Below are 16,317 nucleotides of genomic sequence, written 5' to 3'. Positions count from 1 at the left end.
TGCAAACTTCTAATAAGAACGCACATATAAGCCCGTCCATCATGCAAAAAAACATCACCTCCCTCGGTTCGCTGAACTGGGACGACCTCAAGTTTTTCCTCGAAGTCGCCCGCACCCGCAAGGCCAGCACTGCTGCCAAACGGCTGGCTGTCGACTACACCACGGTGTCGCGGCGGATCAGTTCGCTGGAAGCGGCACTCGGCACGCTGTTGTTTGAAAAGTCGCGGACCAGCGGCTTCGTCCTGACCAGCGAAGGCCAGCGCTTGCTCGGTTATGCCGAGTCGATTGAAAGCACATTGCACATGGCCTGCGAGCAGGTATCCGGCTCTGGCGTGGCACTCTCCGGGCACGTGCGCATGGGTTGTACCGAAGGCTTCGGCAGTTTTTTCATCACCCCGCAGTTGAGCCATTTCGTCGACGCCTACCCGGCGATCTCGGTGGACATCCTGCCACTGCCGCACTTCATCAGCCTGTCCAAGCGCGAGGCCGATATCGTCATTGCCCTGGAACGCCCGGAGCATGGACCGTACGTCTGCTGCAAATTATGCGACTACCGTTTGCAGCTCTACGCAACCCAGGACTATCTGGACAAACACCCACCAATCCGCCGCCCGGCCGATTTGAGCAAGCATCAATTCATCAGTTATGTGGATGACCTGGCGTTCAGCTCGGAGCTGCTGTACCTGGCGAACGTGTTGCCGGGCGCCAGCGCGCATTTGCGCAGCACCAGCGTGATCGCGCAGTTCGTCGCCGCACAGCAGGGGCGTTCTCTGGCGATTCTGCCGTGCTTCCTCGCCGCACAGGATCCGCGCCTGCTACCGGTATTGCCGGAGGACATCGACATCACCCGGCAGTTCTGGATGTACTGCCGGGAGGATCTGCGCAAGTTGAAACGGATCACCCTGTTGTGGGATTACATCCGTGAGGTGACTGAGCGAAATCAGGATCTGTTGATGGGCAAGACGCGCGAAATGCAGTTCGCCGATTAGTCGGCGCTGACCACAATCGAGACCCGGCGGTTTTCCGTACGACCGGCTGCCGTATCGTTGGACGCCACCGGCTCTTTGCTGCCCAGGCCCTGCAGCTGGATGTTCTCGTCCTTCATGCCGACTGTGCGCAGGACGTTGGCGACACTTTTCGCACGGCGCAGGGACAGTTGCTGGTTGTAGGTTTCCTTGCCCGATGCGTCAGTGTGGCCATCGACCCGCACGCGCTCGATACCGACGCCCAGCAATGCCTTGCCGATGCGTTCAACGATCTCGGTGCTTTGCGTGTTCAGGCTTTCGACGTCGCTGCCAAACAGCACTTTGCCGGACAGGCCAAACTCCCAGCCCTCGTCGGTCAGTTCAAAGCCCTGTTGTTTGAGCACGGCGACTTGCGCCGGGGTCAGGCCTTTTTGCGGGGCGGTCTGGCAACCGGTCAGGGCCAGTACGGCCATCAACAGCACAGCGTAAAAAGATCGAATGGTCAGTGTGGACACGAGAGTCAGCTCCTGGTTTGCACGGAATCGACCGGGTGCTCCGCCCCGGCCGTGAATTGGGCGCCGCGCGACAGGCGCTTGGCTTGATACATCGCCGCATCGGCGGCATCGAGCAAGGCCCCCGGCGTAGCACCATGATCGGGAAAAACCGCAATGCCGATACTGAGCGAGGTCACCACACTGGTGTCGCCCGGCAACGCGATGGGCATGTCCATGCTGGCGAGGATCTTGTCGGCAATCCGCTCGGCATCTTCGACCTTGTGCAGCGGCGTGAGCAGCACAGCGAACTCGTCACCGCCCAGCCGCGCCACCAGATCCTCTTCGCGCAATTGCGCACGGACGCGGTTGGCCACGGCCACCAACACCGCATCACCGGCGGCGTGGCCGAAGTTGTCGTTGATGCCTTTGAAACGGTCACTGTCGAGAAACAACACGGCCACGCGCTCATCGTGTTTGCCGGCATTGCGCAACGCGCGGATCAACCGCCCTTCGAAAAAGGCGCGGTTTGGCAAACCGGTCAGGCTGTCGTGACTGGCTTGGTGAGCGAGGGTTTCATTTTCGTTTTGCAGATGGGTTTGCCACGACTCCAGTTCGTCGAGCAAGGCGTTGAAGTCATTGCCGAGGTTGTCGAGTTCGGCGATCTTCGCCGGCGGCACGCGGCGGTCCAGCGCGCGTTCACTGCGTGCGGCGTGGGCGACGGCGGCCAGGCTGCGCAGGGGGCCGGTGATGCCGCGTAACTGGCGCCGCGCCAGGTAGAGCGCGACCCAGGCGCTGATCGCGGTACAGAGGATGATCCCCGCCAGACCACTGAGCAGAAAGCGCATCAGGCTACCGCCATGACCCGTGAGCAATACGCGACCGATTTCACGGTCCTGATGCTCGATCGGCAGGCTGATGGGTTTCTCCAGGACGGCGCGGGTGATCTGCATTTCCAGCTCAGAGAACAAGCCGTTTTCCGGTCGCTGCCAATGCGCGAGCAGTTGTCCCTGGCTGTCCAGCACCTGGGCATCAGCGACCTCTTCGGCGGAAGCAATCAGCGCCAGCGATTCGTTGGCGGCCGTCTTGTCGTTGAACACCACCGCAGCTTCCACGGTGTAGCTGATCGAACGGGCGATCAAGTGCAGGTTATGGTCGGCGTAAACCCGTAACGCCAATACACCGAGCAATGTCAGCGAAACACTGGCCATCGCCACGCCCACCAGCGCAACAATCAAATGCCCTCGGCCGATGACCGACCCCAACGTCGGGCGTTTTTCCGCTCGGAACAGTTTCATGGCGCCGCCGGTTTGCGACGCGACAATTGCAGCACGCTTGGATGAATACGCACGCCGCTGCGGGCAACAGAGTCGAGGTTGACCTCGAAAGACACCTGTTCATCGCCAACGCGTAGACAGAACAGACTGCCGACCGTGCACTGATCGCCGCCTTCGCTGATGCTCAGCACCGGATGACCGATCAGCGAAGCGAACAAGCGAGCGCGTTCATCCACCGTGAGTTTGCCGATGTACACCGCATCGCAGTCGCTGACGATGGCCGGGTTGTCGGCCAGCAGGCGACGTACGGTCACCGGCCGGCCGGTGGCTTGAGTGGTGCCTTTGACCAGATCATCGGTGTATTCGGTGGGGCCGACGATGCACAAGCGCAATTGCGCCGGTTCCACCGGCCAGCGCGCGTAGCTGAGAATGCCAAGAACAACCTGAGTCACAGATTTGGCCCGTTGTTCGGCCATGCCCGTCGGCGCTTGAGACTGTGCGACAGCCGCACCCGTCAACAACCAGAGCAGACCGACAAGCAACGCGTGCTTGCAGACAACTACGCGCTCTGTCGCCCAGACAGACACCTTCATGCAGGGATTCTCTTGGATCGTAGCGAAATGATGCCGCAACGATAGCACAGCACTGGAACGCCAGCGAGACAGCGACCCCTGACCGGTCGGTCAGTAATCGCCGTCAATCGTCTGGATTTTCACCCCCAAGGCACGGCGCCCTCTTCCAGTTCCAGCATCAGCCCACTCAGGCGTTTGACCTTGCGCTGCACTGCCTCCTCGAACACCCCCGGGCGGGATTCGATCAGGGTGAACCAGTGCTTGGCGCGGGTGATGCCGGTGTAGATCAATTCTTTGGTCAGCACCGGGTTCAAGGCATCCGGCAGGATCAGCGCCGTGTGGGCAAACTCCGAGCCCCGGGACTTGTGTACCGTCATGGCGTAGACGGTTTCAACGTCGTTCAGGCGGCTGGGCAGTACAAAGCGCACGCCGCCCTGGCCGTCGTTGCGCGGGAACGCCACGCGCAATACCGGTTTCCCCGCGTCCGGCCCTTCGCGCTCGGGCAGCTTGAGAGCGATCCCGATGTCGCCGTTCATCAAGCCCAGACCGTAATCGTTGCGAGTCATCAGAACCGGACGGCCTTCGTACCATTGCTGATCGTTTTCAATCAGACGTGCTTTGAGCAATGCGGCGGTGATGCGTTGATTCAGGCCTTCGACACCCCATGGCCCTTTGCGCACGGCGCACAGCAACTGGAAAGTGTCGAAAGCTTGCAAGACTTCGCGGGCCCAAACGACCCAGTCCGGATGTTCGAGGGGCCGAGCCGAGGGTGGGCGCTGGTCACGCAGCACACTCAGATAATGGCGGTAACCCTGCGGGCCGTCGCCGTGCCCTTCCAGCAGCAGGCGCTCCAGCTTGTGATCCTGTTCGCCCTTGAGCGGCAACGAATACACGTCGTCATAGTGTCCGGCGGTGAGCAACTGACGCGCTTCATCCGGCAACTGTTGATTGACCCGACGCGCGAGCTGACCGATCCCGCTGCCCTCGCCGAAGCGCCGGGAGTGGCGCAGCATGACCACCTGCTGGGCCAGCGGGTGGGCGCCTTCGACGTCTTCATGCAAGCCGCTGCCCTGCAACGACTCACCGCTGACCGACTCCAGCCACTGTCGGGTCTGCGGGCTGTACCAGCCACCCTCGGCGTCACGGCACAAATCCCCCAGCACAGCGCCCGCCTCCACAGAGGCCAGTTGGTCCTTGTCGCCCAACAGAACCAGGCGTGCATGGGGTGGCAAGGCATCGAGCAGATTGGCCATCATTTCCAGGTCGATCATCGAGGCTTCGTCGACCACCAGCACATCCAGTGGCAAGCGATTGCCGGCGTGGTGGCGGAAATGGCGGGTGCCGGGACGGCTGCCCAGCAGGCGATGCACGGTGGTGACGTCACAAGGAATCTTCGCCCGCACCTCTTCGGTAACTTTCAGCGACTGCACCTGCTGGCTGATGGACTCGGTCAACCGCGCCGCGGCCTTGCCTGTCGGTGCCGCCAGACGAATCCGCAGCGGATGACCGGTAGCGACTGCGGGTGCTTGCAGCAGGGCCAGCAAACGCACGACCGTAGTGGTTTTGCCGGTCCCCGGCCCCCCGGTGACGATGCTGAAGGCACCACGAGTCGCAATGGCGCAGGCGAGTTTCTGCCAGTCGATCACCTCACCCGTTCTCGCTGATCCGAACAGTTCGTTCAAGCGCTGCGGCAGATCGTCCGGTGTTGGTTCGACTTGCTGCAGGCGCTCGCGCAATGCCGTATCAATGCGCCGTTCGTAGGTCCAGTAGCGTCGCAGATACAGACGTTTGCCCGACAAGACCAGCGGGCGTTGCTGTGCGAAATCGCTGGTATCCGCCGCCAGCGCGACCAAAGAGCTGCCGGCCAAAACCTTGCACCAGTGAGCACCGTCGAGCGCCTCAAGCAATTGCGACGGCAGCAACAGCACACCGCCTTGCACGTCGCCTTCGGGGGGCAGCGACAGCGCGAAGTCAGGAGCCTTCAGGGTTTCGTACAGATCAAGACAGACATGACCGTGGCCCAGTTGATGGCTGGTCAGGGCGGCAGCCAGCAGCACCAGCGGATCGGTGTCGCGCTCAAGTTCGTGCAGGAACGCGACGAACGCTTTGTCCAGCGCACGCAGCCAGCCACGCTCGACCCAACGAGTCAGCAATATCAACAGGTCATCGGCGCGAGTCAGCGGCGAAAGCCTCGACAGGCTGTCGGCTGCCAACGGCGTGGGGAGCAAATCGGCAAAGGTGCGGCTCATAGCAGGACTCCCTGTTCCCAGGCGGGTTCGGACTTGGGTTCAGGTTTTCCTTGAAACATACGGTCGAGACGCTCGATCAGTTCACGGGGTGGACGGGCGAAATACACACCACGACTGTCAGCACGCGTGCCACGCAGGAACAGATACAACGCGCCGCCGACATGTCGGTCGTAATCGTAATCAGGCAGCCGCGCCTTGAGCTGGCGATGCAACGCCAGCAGGTACAACACGTATTGCAGGTCATAGCGGTTGTCGAGGATTGACTGTTCCATGGCCTGCTCGGTGTAGGCCTGATCATCCACACCTAGCCAGTTGGATTTGTAGTCCGCCACGTAATAACGGCCATCGTGTTCAAAGGTCAGGTCGATGAAGCCTTTGAACATGCCGTTGAGTTGCACCGGTTCGGCTGCCACGCGGGCCACGCCCCGATGCGTATGCTGACGCACCAGTTCGTCGAGTTTGACTACATCGACTTTATGGCTGGCGAACCAGAACTCCATCTCGACCCGATACTGCTTCAGTTGTTCGAGTACAACCGGTGGCTGCCCGCCGGCAATCGGCAGTGGCGATTTGAGCAAATGCTGCAACCAGTCACTCAAGGTGGTGATCCAACCCTCCCAACCGCGCAGGTTGCAGCGTCGGGCAATCGCATCCTCCAGCGCCTCGCGGGAAACGGCAAAGCCGTCATCTCCGGCCCATTCCAGCAAACCGTGGAGAAACGTTCCGGGATTGGGGCCGCGCGGAAAGCGGTGAATATCGGCACCGCCGGCAATGATTTCCCGTGGAGCATCGGGGTCGAGGCGTTCGTCATCAAACAGCTTTTGCGCTTGCGGGCTGTCCGGTGCTTCATCGCTGCCGCCACTCAACACGTCGCTGATGCGCAGAGCGCTGTAGGAGGCGATCCACCAGTTTTCGCTGGCCTTGCGCTTGGGCAACAGTGTGGCACTCAGCACGGCGTCATTGCGTGGCGGCTGGTAATGCTCGTCAGTGGGTTGGGGCATTTCATCGATATGGATAGCCGGGCAATCCTGTTGCAGATCTTGCAGCCAGCGTTTCAGTTCGCTGGACTCACCAAGCGATGCGCCACCACCAAGCAGATAACCCAGCGCCGAGAGGTGCAGCACCGAGCTGTTGTTATTGCCCCGTTTGAGATCCGTCACGCCCAACCAGCAGGCATGTTGTGCGCGAGTCAACGCAACGTAGAGCAAGCGCAAGTCTTCGGCCAACCGCTCATCGTCCGCTTGCGCTACCAACTCGGCAGTTGATTTCAAACTCATCTGAGCCTTGCCCTCTGCATCGTGGTAATGCAGTGGCAGGCGACTGCCATCCACGGGTTTTGCCGAACAAATGAACGGCAAGAACACCAATGGATATTCCAGGCCTTTGGACTTGTGGATGGTCACGACCTTGACCAATTGCTCATCACTTTCCAGACGCAGAATCTGCTCTTCGCCGGCCTGGCCAGACACTGCCAGCAGTTCAGCCAGATGGCGAATCAGCGCTTGTTCACCGTCCAGCTCCGCTGCTGCTTGCTGCATCAATTCCGACAGGTGCAAAAGGTTGGTCAGGACACGCTCGCCATCGGTGCGCGTCATCAAGGTTTGCGGCAGATGGAAGTCGTGCAGCAGGCGGCGCAACATCGGCAGCACGCCTTGCTTGCGCCATAGCTCGCGATAGCCACGGAACTGCATGACCCGGGTTTCCCAGACCAGTTCGTCCTGGTTCAGACGTTCCAGTTCGGCCAATGGCAGGTTCAGGGTGATGCAGGCCAATGCCGCTTTCAGGGAGCGTTCGACATCCGGCTCGGCACAGGCCTTGAGCCAGGACAACAGGTCGTGGGCTTCTTGTGCCGCGAATACCGAATCCTTGTCCGACAGGTAAACGCTGCGAACGCCACGGGCGGCGAGTTCTCCGCGCACGGCCTGGGCTTCTTTGCCGTCGCGCACGAGAATCGCGATGTCGGACGGCCTCAGGCCTCTGAAATCTTTGCCGTCCTGAATGAACCCTGCGCTAGCGTTTTGCCCACCATTGAGCAGCGAGGTGATTTCGCTGGCGCACGCTGCCGCCAACTGCTGACGATAGACCGCACCTGACAGTGGCTGGTCGGTGGACAAGTGCCAGACATTCAACGCCGCGACAGCTTGCCCGGCAACTTGCAGCTGTTCCTTGCGACCTTGAGATTCGACGGGGAGGAACGGCACCGGGTTGTCGCCGTTTTTCTCGCGGAACAAAAACGCCCCGCGGCCCTGCTCTCGGGACTCGGCGTGTGCGAAAACATGATTGACCGCGTTGACCATGCCGTGGCTGGAACGGAAGTTGGTGCCCAGCGTATGCAGCCGGCCAGTGGTGGCCTGACGCGCGCGCAGGTAGGTATAGATGTCTGCACCACGGAAAGCGTAGATCGCCTGCTTCGGATCACCAATCAGGAACAGGCCGGTCTCAGGACTGTTGTCTTCGATGCGATAGATACTTTCGAAGATTCGGTACTGCACCGGGTCGGTGTCCTGAAACTCATCGATCAGCGCGACCGGGAACTGCTCGCGAATCAACGTCGCAAGACGTTCGCCTCCGTCGGATTGCAGAGCGGCATCCAGGCGCAACAACATGTCGTCGAAGCCCATCTCGGCGCGACGCCGCTTCTCTTCTTCAAAGCGCGCGCCTACCCATTTGGCGGCATGTTGCAGCACTGCGGCATCAGGGGTTGGCAATGCATCGAGACTCGACTTGAGCTTCGGCATCGCGTCCAGGCCGGGGTGACTGGGAGCATGGCCTTTCCACGCTTCGGCCATCCCGTCGGGAGTCAGTCGGGTGAAACCAGTGCCGATATCCAGTTGTTCCAGGGACTCATCTTCGGCCCATGCCTTGAGCTTTTCGAACCACGGTTCGAAGTAACGCGCCTGCATCTTGCGACCGTCGACAGTTTTGCTCGCAACACCTTGATGACAGATGGCGAGCAATTCGTCTGCCCACTGACGCCATGGCATTTTCAGCTCGATCAGCGCGGCACGGCGTTCTTGCAGACATTCATCGATCAGCTCCGCAGGCGCCTTGCCCTCGTCGCTGTCACGCTCGCTGGCGAACAGGCCGCGCACGCGAGGCAACAACGCCGCCGGCCCACCCCAATTGCTGCGAACCCAATTCAAGGCATCGCCCTGCATCGGGTAACAGAACAGCCGCCAGTAATCGCGCAGCACTTCGCCGAGCAACTCGCTGTGATCGGTTTCCAGGGATTGGGTGAACAAGCTGCCGCTGTCGAACGCATGCTCACGCAGCATGCGCTGACACCAACTGTGGATCGTCGAGACAGCTGCCTCGTCCATCCATTGCGCGGCGACATCGAGGCGGTTGGCGCAACCGGGCCATTGTGGGGAGTCGAATTGATCACGCAATTCGGCGATCAGCGCGTCGGGCGCAGGCGTTTCGTCACGAAAGAATCGCGCGGCCTCAGCCAGACGCGTGCGTATGCGCTCACGCAGTTCCTTGGTCGCGGCATCGGTGAAGGTCACCACGAGAATCTGTGGTGGCAACAATTCTCGGCCGAATCCACTCGCCTCGTCACCATGCCCGAGGATAAGCCGCAGATACAAAGCCGAAATGGTAAAGGTTTTACCGGTACCGGCACTGGCTTCGATCAACTGGCTGCCCTGTAGCGGGAATGCCAGTGCGAGGGGTGTCTTGGTAATCATGCGCGAGCCCCTTCGGTGGACAGCGAACGCCAGGGCGCTTCAAACAACGGGCGATACAAGGCGTCACACCAACCGGAGAACGTCTCTTCGGCAAGCAATGCGTCAAAATCGGCAAATTGCCGTGACAACGCAGGGCTCTCGCGGCGCTCGCCTTCGCTGGTCTGCCCGTCACCTTCATAGGCTTTACGCGCGGCCGCTTCGGCCTTCAGCGGGTCGCTCTGAGCGAGCCACGCGAAGGCAGTTTTTACCGCGATCGGCAGTGGCTGACGCATCCCGGCCTGCCAGGCGAGGAGCAAATCGCCGAGGAAACGTACCGCTCGATCCGGCTCCATCGGTTCAAGCAGCAGCGTGTCATCGCTGGCCACCAATGCGGTGCTCAGGGAAAGTCCACTGGCGCAGGCCACCAGATGATTGACCCAGGGTTTGATCAGACGATGCCATTTACGGCTTTTTATCGAGCCAATGCTGTTGGGAATGGTCGTGACCGACAACAGGCCTCCGTCAGCACGCTGATGCAAACCGGCGAGCCAGCCTTCGAGTCGCAAGCCCTGTAATTCAAGGTTGACCGGCGTGGCACTGCTCAACGGGGTCGGCCACAGTGTCAGCAGTTGCTGATAACGCTGCAGTAGATCCGGCAGAGGTTCGATCAGCTCTCGCTGCAGGCACTCGCCAAACCCTGCCATTGGCAACAGACCGCTGTTTTGCAGACGTCGTGCCTGGGCAGTCAGCGCCTGTTCGACATTGTCCGGTTGCCTGAGAGCAGCTTCGAGCAGGCTGTCGCTGAGCGTGTAACGCTGCAATGCGTCCAGCACGAAGGGCTCTTCATCGGCCAGGGGGGCTTCGGCCGCTTCGAAATACACCTTGAGACGTTGGGTAAAAAAGTGCCGGACCGGGTTGCGCAAAAAGTCCTGCAACAACGCCAGGCTCAGCGGCTCATCTTGTACATAAGGCGTCAGCACCTGCGCTTCGTTTTGAGACTCATGCTGTTGATGCAGAACCTGCCATTCGCTGGCATAGCTGAAGAGTTGATCGCCCTCATGAAAATAGCGCGCACTGAACGGCTGCAGCGGGTGCTCTTGCGTCATGGCACTCAGCAGATCGCGGTTTTCATCGAGCAATCGCCAACCGCTGGCGAGGTGATCGCGCAGTTGGCCAATCAACACGGAGGCTGGTCGCTCACTGTTGTCGCGGATGCTGCGTCCCACCCAACTGATGTACAGCTGATTGCGCGCCGACAAAAGCGCCTCAAGCAAAAGATAACGGTCATCTTCACGTCGTGAGCGATCTCCCGGACGGTAGTCGCTGCCCATGAGGTCGAAGTCCAGCGGCGGCTGTGCGCGTGGATAGTCGCCGTCGTTCATTCCCAGCAGGCAGACCAGTTTGAACGGTATGGCACGCATGGGCATCAGCGTACAAAAATTCACGGCACCGGCCAGAAAACGCTGAGACAAACGCCCTTGGTCCAGGCCGGCGAGCCATGCTTCACGAACCACGGTCAGTGGTAGCTCATCCGCCAGACCTACGGCGTCACAGGTTTCCAGCCAGGTTTCGCGCAGCTCTTCGAGTTGGGTCAACAAGTAGTCGTCATGCTCGTTACTGGCCTTGAAGAACAGTTGCATCAGGGCCTGCAAACGGTATCCCCACTCCTTGGGTTGAGCGGGTTGGGTGAGCTGTTGATGGGCGAGTTCCAGCGCATCGAGCAGAGCCACCAACGGCCCGATCAGTGCGGCGTCGAGTCCGCCAATCTCATCGTAGGGTTCAATCCCTTCACATGCATTGGCACTGCCGACGGCGTAGCCTAGAAGCATGCGACGCAGGCCGAAATGCCAACTGTTTTGCTCAAGCTCGTCGGGTAAACCCAGACCCGCTCGCTGCTCGGCACTCATGCCCCAACGCACGCCCGCGCCTTCGATCCAGCGATGCAGTGTCGGCAGGTCGCGCTCTTCTACACCAAAGCGAGCGCGGAGTGCGGGAACGTCGAGCAGGTCGAGAATTTCACTGACCGGGAAACGACTGTCGGGAAGCTTGAGCAGGTGTTCGACCGCGATCAGCAGTGGATCACGGCCACGTTGTCCCTGGTCCGCCAATGTGAAGGGGATAAACCGCGAATCATGCCGGTCAAGCTGACCAAAAACCGCGCGGATATGCGGGGCATAGCTATCGACGTCAGGCACCATGACGATCACATCGCGCGGACGCAGATCCGGATTGGCACTGAAGCGTGCCAGGAGCTGGTCATGCAGTATTTCGACTTCACGTTGAGCGCTGTGGGCAATATGAAAGCGGATCGACTCGTCCTGTGCCAGATCGACAGCAGGCCAGTGCTCACGGGTTTCATTGAGTGGGCGCAACTCCAGGATATCGTCCTGTAGTTGATTGAGCAGATTGTGCGGCTGAGTTTCGCTGAACAGGTCTATGCGGCCGTCGCGAAAAGCCGCCCGATAGCTATTGGGATCGTCATAACTGTCGAGCAGGTTGATGTAGTCCCGGCCCTGTTTGCCCCACGCAGCCAACAATGGATGGGCGTGTTGATGCAGTGTTTCAGGATCCAGCACTGCTGGCATTCCGGTCTTGCGCGATTGCCGTTTGTATTGATGCCGCAGCAGATCCTTGTCGGCGACGATATCGGCCCAATGGTGGCGGCACGGGTTGTGTACACACAGCAGAACCTGACTGAAACGTGCGAGCCCGGCCAGCGCTTCAAGCACTTGGGCTGGCAGCGAAGAAATCCCGAAAACGATCACTCGCGAAGGCAATCCCGCAGGTGCTTCGTTGAGGTTATTGATGCGTTCGAGAAACCGTTGATGGACGCCAGCACGACTCTGCGCCATGCCCTGTTCGCCTACGTCATCCAGCAGCGCGCGCCACAGTTCTGCCTGCCAGCAACTGGTCGGGGGCAGTGGTTTTACTTCACCTCTGACCGTGCGCAATTGATGCCGGCCTTCGGCCCAGTCTTCCAGCCAGTCGGCCCGGTACACCTGATATTGGTCGAACAGATCCGCCAAGCGTTCGGACAATTGATAGCGCTTGCGCAGGTCGGTGTCATGGGTAAGGAAGCGTTGCAACGGCTCGAAATGCGGGCGATCAATCACCTGTGGCAGCAGACGCATAAGGCGCCAGGTCAGCGGGGCCTTATCGAGCAGGGATTTGGGAGGAATTTCATCTCGACCCAATACCATGCGGTAAAGCTGCCACATGAAACTGCCCGGCAGTTGCACATCTATCGCGGCAGCAATACCGCAACCTCCGAGATCGTCGTCCTCTGGATCTTCAGCCAAGGCCAATTTGAGCCACTGGGCAATACCGTTGCTCTGCACCAGAGCGATTTCGTTTTCCAGCGGGGCCAGTGGATAGCGCCGCATTATGCTGATCACAAGGCTGCGCAGTTCGTCCAGACTATTGCTCTGGACCACCATGAATGCAGCGTTGAGGGACTGGGCGTCCGGCATAAGGGTTTCCTTGGAGAAGTACAAAAGCCAGGGCAGAACCTTAGCATTGTCGACAGGGTATGACAGCCGGACGACATCCTTGAATGCTGTACGAACTTTCCTGCGGGCAAAACAAAACCCCAACTGCTTTCGCAATTGGGGTTTCGGAATTTAATCTTGACGATGACCTACTCTCACATGGGGAAACCCCACACTACCATCGGCGATGCATCGTTTCACTGCTGAGTTCGGGATGGGATCAGGTGGTTCCAACGCTCTATGGTCGTCAAGAAATTCGGGTACTGACTCGTGACCAGATGGCCTCGCTTCAGCAAATTGGGTATGTGACAGCTTTCGGTGTTTTGTGAACATCGAACTTTCGGTTCGTTTCGTCTTCACACACCGCAATCTGGTCTCTTCGACGCAAATTGCTTGGGTGTTATATGGTCAAGCCTCACGGGCAATTAGTATTGGTTAGCTCAACGCCTCACAGCGCTTACACACCCAACCTATCAACGTCGTAGTCTTCGACGGCCCTTCAGGGAACTCAAGGTTCCAGTGAGATCTCATCTTGAGGCAAGTTTCCCGCTTAGATGCTTTCAGCGGTTATCTTTCCCGAACATAGCTACCCGGCAATGCCACTGGCGTGACAACCGGAACACCAGAGGTTCGTCCACTCCGGTCCTCTCGTACTAGGAGCAGCCCCTCTCAAATCTCAAACGTCCACGGCAGATAGGGACCGAACTGTCTCACGACGTTCTAAACCCAGCTCGCGTACCACTTTAAATGGCGAACAGCCATACCCTTGGGACCGGCTTCAGCCCCAGGATGTGATGAGCCGACATCGAGGTGCCAAACACCGCCGTCGATATGAACTCTTGGGCGGTATCAGCCTGTTATCCCCGGAGTACCTTTTATCCGTTGAGCGATGGCCCTTCCATACAGAACCACCGGATCACTAAGACCTACTTTCGTACCTGCTCGACGTGTCTGTCTCGCAGTCAAGCGCGCTTTTGCCTTTATACTCTACGACCGATTTCCGACCGGTCTGAGCGCACCTTCGTACTCCTCCGTTACTCTTTAGGAGGAGACCGCCCCAGTCAAACTACCCACCATACACTGTCCTCGATCCGGATAACGGACCTGAGTTAGAACCTCAAAGTTGCCAGGGTGGTATTTCAAGGATGGCTCCACGCGAACTGGCGTCCACGCTTCAAAGCCTCCCACCTATCCTACACAAGCAAATTCAAAGTCCAGTGCAAAGCTATAGTAAAGGTTCACGGGGTCTTTCCGTCTAGCCGCGGATACACTGCATCTTCACAGCGATTTCAATTTCACTGAGTCTCGGGTGGAGACAGCGCCGCCATCGTTACGCCATTCGTGCAGGTCGGAACTTACCCGACAAGGAATTTCGCTACCTTAGGACCGTTATAGTTACGGCCGCCGTTTACCGGGGCTTCGATCAAGAGCTTCGCGTTAGCTAACCCCATCAATTAACCTTCCGGCACCGGGCAGGCGTCACACCCTATACGTCCACTTTCGTGTTTGCAGAGTGCTGTGTTTTTAATAAACAGTCGCAGCGGCCTGGTATCTTCGACCGGCATGAGCTTACGGAGCAAGTCCTTCACCCTCACCGGCGCACCTTCTCCCGAAGTTACGGTGCCATTTTGCCTAGTTCCTTCACCCGAGTTCTCTCAAGCGCCTTGGTATTCTCTACCCAACCACCTGTGTCGGTTTGGGGTACGGTTCCTGGTTACCTGAAGCTTAGAAGCTTTTCTTGGAAGCATGGCATCAACCACTTCGTGTTCTAAAAGAACACTCGTCATCAGCTCTCGGCCTTAAGATCCCGGATTTACCTAAGATCTCAGCCTACCACCTTAAACTTGGACAACCAACGCCAAGCTGGCCTAGCCTTCTCCGTCCCTCCATCGCAATAACCAGAAGTACAGGAATATTAACCTGTTTTCCATCGACTACGCTTTTCAGCCTCGCCTTAGGGACCGACTAACCCTGCGTCGATTAACGTTGCGCAGGAAACCTTGGTCTTTCGGCGTGGGTGTTTTTCACACCCATTGTCGTTACTCATGTCAGCATTCGCACTTCTGATACCTCCAGCAAGCTTCTCAACTCACCTTCACAGGCTTACAGAACGCTCCTCTACCGCATCACCCGAAGGTGATACCCGTAGCTTCGGTGTATGGTTTGAGCCCCGTTACATCTTCCGCGCAGGCCGACTCGACTAGTGAGCTATTACGCTTTCTTTAAAGGGTGGCTGCTTCTAAGCCAACCTCCTAGCTGTCTAAGCCTTCCCACATCGTTTCCCACTTAACCATAACTTTGGGACCTTAGCTGACGGTCTGGGTTGTTTCCCTTTTCACGACGGACGTTAGCACCCGCCGTGTGTCTCCCATGCTCGGCACTTGTAGGTATTCGGAGTTTGCATCGGTTTGGTAAGTCGGGATGACCCCCTAGCCGAAACAGTGCTCTACCCCCTACAGTGATACATGAGGCGCTACCTAAATAGCTTTCGAGGAGAACCAGCTATCTCCGAGCTTGATTAGCCTTTCACTCCGATCCACAGGTCATCCGCTAACTTTTCAACGGTAGTCGGTTCGGTCCTCCAGTTAGTGTTACCCAACCTTCAACCTGCCCATGGATAGATCGCCCGGTTTCGGGTCTATTCCCAGCGACTAGACGCCCTATTAAGACTCGCTTTCGCTACGCCTCCCCTATTCGGTTAAGCTCGCCACTGAAAATAAGTCGCTGACCCATTATACAAAAGGTACGCAGTCACAGAACAAAGTCTGCTCCCACTGCTTGTACGCATACGGTTTCAGGATCTATTTCACTCCCCTCTCCGGGGTTCTTTTCGCCTTTCCCTCACGGTACTAGTTCACTATCGGTCAGTCAGTAGTATTTAGCCTTGGAGGATGGTCCCCCCATATTCAGACAAAGTTTCTCGTGCTCCGTCCTACTCGATTTCATGACTAAGAGATTTTCGCGTACAGGGCTATCACCCACTATGGCCGCACTTTCCAGAGCGTTCCGCTAATCTCAAAGCCACTTAAGGGCTAGTCCCCGTTCGCTCGCCACTACTAAGGGAATCTCGGTTGATTTCTTTTCCTCAGGGTACTTAGATGTTTCAGTTCCCCTGGTTCGCCTCTTGCACCTATGTATTCAGTACAAGATAACCATCTTATGATGGCTGGGTTCCCCCCATTCAGACATCTCCGGATCAAAGTCTGTTTGCCGACTCCCCGAAGCTTTTCGCAGGCTACCACGTCTTTCATCGCCTCTGACTGCCAAGGCATCCACCGTATGCGCTTCTTCACTTGACCATATAACCCCAAGCAATCTGGTTATACTGTGAAGACGACATTCGCCGAAAATTCGAATTTCTCAATTAAGAGAACTCACAAATTTTACCTTAGCCTGATCCGTTACCAGTGAAAGTAACGTTCAGTCTATCTTTCTATCACATACCCAAATTTTTAAAGAACGAACTAGTCAAAGACTAGAAATCAACATTCATCATCATCTTGATGGAATGCTCATTTCTAAGCTTTATACAAGAGAAGCAGTAGTGGTGGAGCCAAACGGGATCGAACCGTTGACCTCCTGCGTGCAAGGCAGGCGCTCTCCCAGCTGA

At 58.2% G+C, this 16,317-nt stretch carries 7 protein-coding genes, 1 tRNA gene and 2 rRNA genes (1 of these 10 running past the window's edge); 1 reads left to right on the top strand and 9 read right to left on the bottom strand.

Annotation, left to right across the window (positions count from 1 at the left end; translation table 11 throughout):
* The first annotated feature begins 41 nt into the window (after positions 1-41).
* The gene (locus AB4O11_RS12085; protein WP_460130734.1) at positions 42-989 is read left to right on the top strand and encodes a LysR family transcriptional regulator; all 948 of its coding nucleotides are present in this window, start codon (positions 42-44) and stop codon (positions 987-989) included.
* Here the strand turns inward: AB4O11_RS12085 and AB4O11_RS12080 are convergent.
* The 9 genes from AB4O11_RS12080 to AB4O11_RS12040 form a co-directional block, all read right to left on the bottom strand.
* Positions 986-1,438, bottom strand: a complete 453-nt coding sequence (locus tag AB4O11_RS12080) for an OmpA family protein (RefSeq protein WP_095051054.1) — start codon at positions 1,436-1,438, stop codon at positions 986-988. The genes AB4O11_RS12085 and AB4O11_RS12080 overlap by 4 nt on opposite strands.
* Before the next feature lie 47 nt (positions 1,439-1,485).
* Entirely contained in the window at positions 1,486-2,754 is a 1,269-nt protein-coding gene (locus AB4O11_RS12075; protein WP_095051047.1) for a diguanylate cyclase domain-containing protein, read from the bottom strand.
* A complete protein-coding gene (locus tag AB4O11_RS12070; RefSeq protein WP_093442386.1) occupies positions 2,751-3,326 on the bottom strand; it encodes a YfiR family protein in 576 nt (191 codons plus the stop codon). Before AB4O11_RS12070 ends, AB4O11_RS12075 begins: the two co-directional genes overlap by 4 nt.
* A 119-nt stretch (positions 3,327-3,445) precedes the next feature.
* Positions 3,446-5,554 (bottom strand): exodeoxyribonuclease V subunit alpha, encoded by a 2,109-nt coding sequence (gene recD, locus AB4O11_RS12065; RefSeq protein WP_460130732.1) that lies wholly within the window; start codon positions 5,552-5,554, stop codon positions 3,446-3,448.
* Positions 5,551-9,240 (bottom strand): exodeoxyribonuclease V subunit beta, encoded by a 3,690-nt coding sequence (recB, locus tag AB4O11_RS12060; protein WP_460130730.1) that lies wholly within the window; start codon positions 9,238-9,240, stop codon positions 5,551-5,553. The genes recD and recB overlap by 4 nt, the downstream gene beginning before the upstream one ends.
* Entirely contained in the window at positions 9,237-12,689 is a 3,453-nt protein-coding gene (recC, locus tag AB4O11_RS12055) for an exodeoxyribonuclease V subunit gamma (protein ID WP_093442400.1), read from the bottom strand. The genes recB and recC overlap by 4 nt, the downstream gene beginning before the upstream one ends.
* A 154-nt stretch (positions 12,690-12,843) precedes the next feature.
* Positions 12,844-12,959: ribosomal RNA gene (gene rrf, locus AB4O11_RS12050) — 5S ribosomal RNA — on the bottom strand.
* Positions 12,960-13,111: 152 nt separating this feature from the next.
* Positions 13,112-16,006, bottom strand: a 23S ribosomal RNA gene (locus tag AB4O11_RS12045).
* Between the two features lie 246 nt (positions 16,007-16,252).
* Positions 16,253-16,317: transfer RNA gene (locus AB4O11_RS12040), tRNA-Ala, on the bottom strand (it continues 11 nt past the right edge of the window).

The sequence above is a fragment of the Pseudomonas sp. H1_D05 genome, assembly GCF_054682705.1.
Note: the sequence above shows the minus strand (reverse complement) of the source record. Positions and strands in the feature narration are given on the sequence as shown.

Bases quoted from the DNA above. Each gene is read 5' to 3' on its own strand.
- AB4O11_RS12085 (WP_460130734.1), top strand. From the start codon at position 42: ATGCAAAAAAACATCACCTCCCTCGGTTCGCTGAACTGGGACGACCTC.
- AB4O11_RS12070 (WP_093442386.1), bottom strand. From the start codon at position 3,326: ATGAAGGTGTCTGTCTGGGCGACAGAGCGCGTAGTTGTCTGCAAGCAC.
- AB4O11_RS12075 (WP_095051047.1), bottom strand. From the start codon at position 2,754: ATGAAACTGTTCCGAGCGGAAAAACGCCCGACGTTGGGGTCGGTCATC.
- recC (WP_093442400.1), bottom strand. From the start codon at position 12,689: ATGCCGGACGCCCAGTCCCTCAACGCTGCATTCATGGTGGTCCAGAGC.
- AB4O11_RS12080 (WP_095051054.1), bottom strand. From the start codon at position 1,438: ATGGCCGTACTGGCCCTGACCGGTTGCCAGACCGCCCCGCAAAAAGGC.
- recB (WP_460130730.1), bottom strand. From the start codon at position 9,240: ATGATTACCAAGACACCCCTCGCACTGGCATTCCCGCTACAGGGCAGC.
- recD (WP_460130732.1), bottom strand. From the start codon at position 5,554: ATGAGCCGCACCTTTGCCGATTTGCTCCCCACGCCGTTGGCAGCCGAC.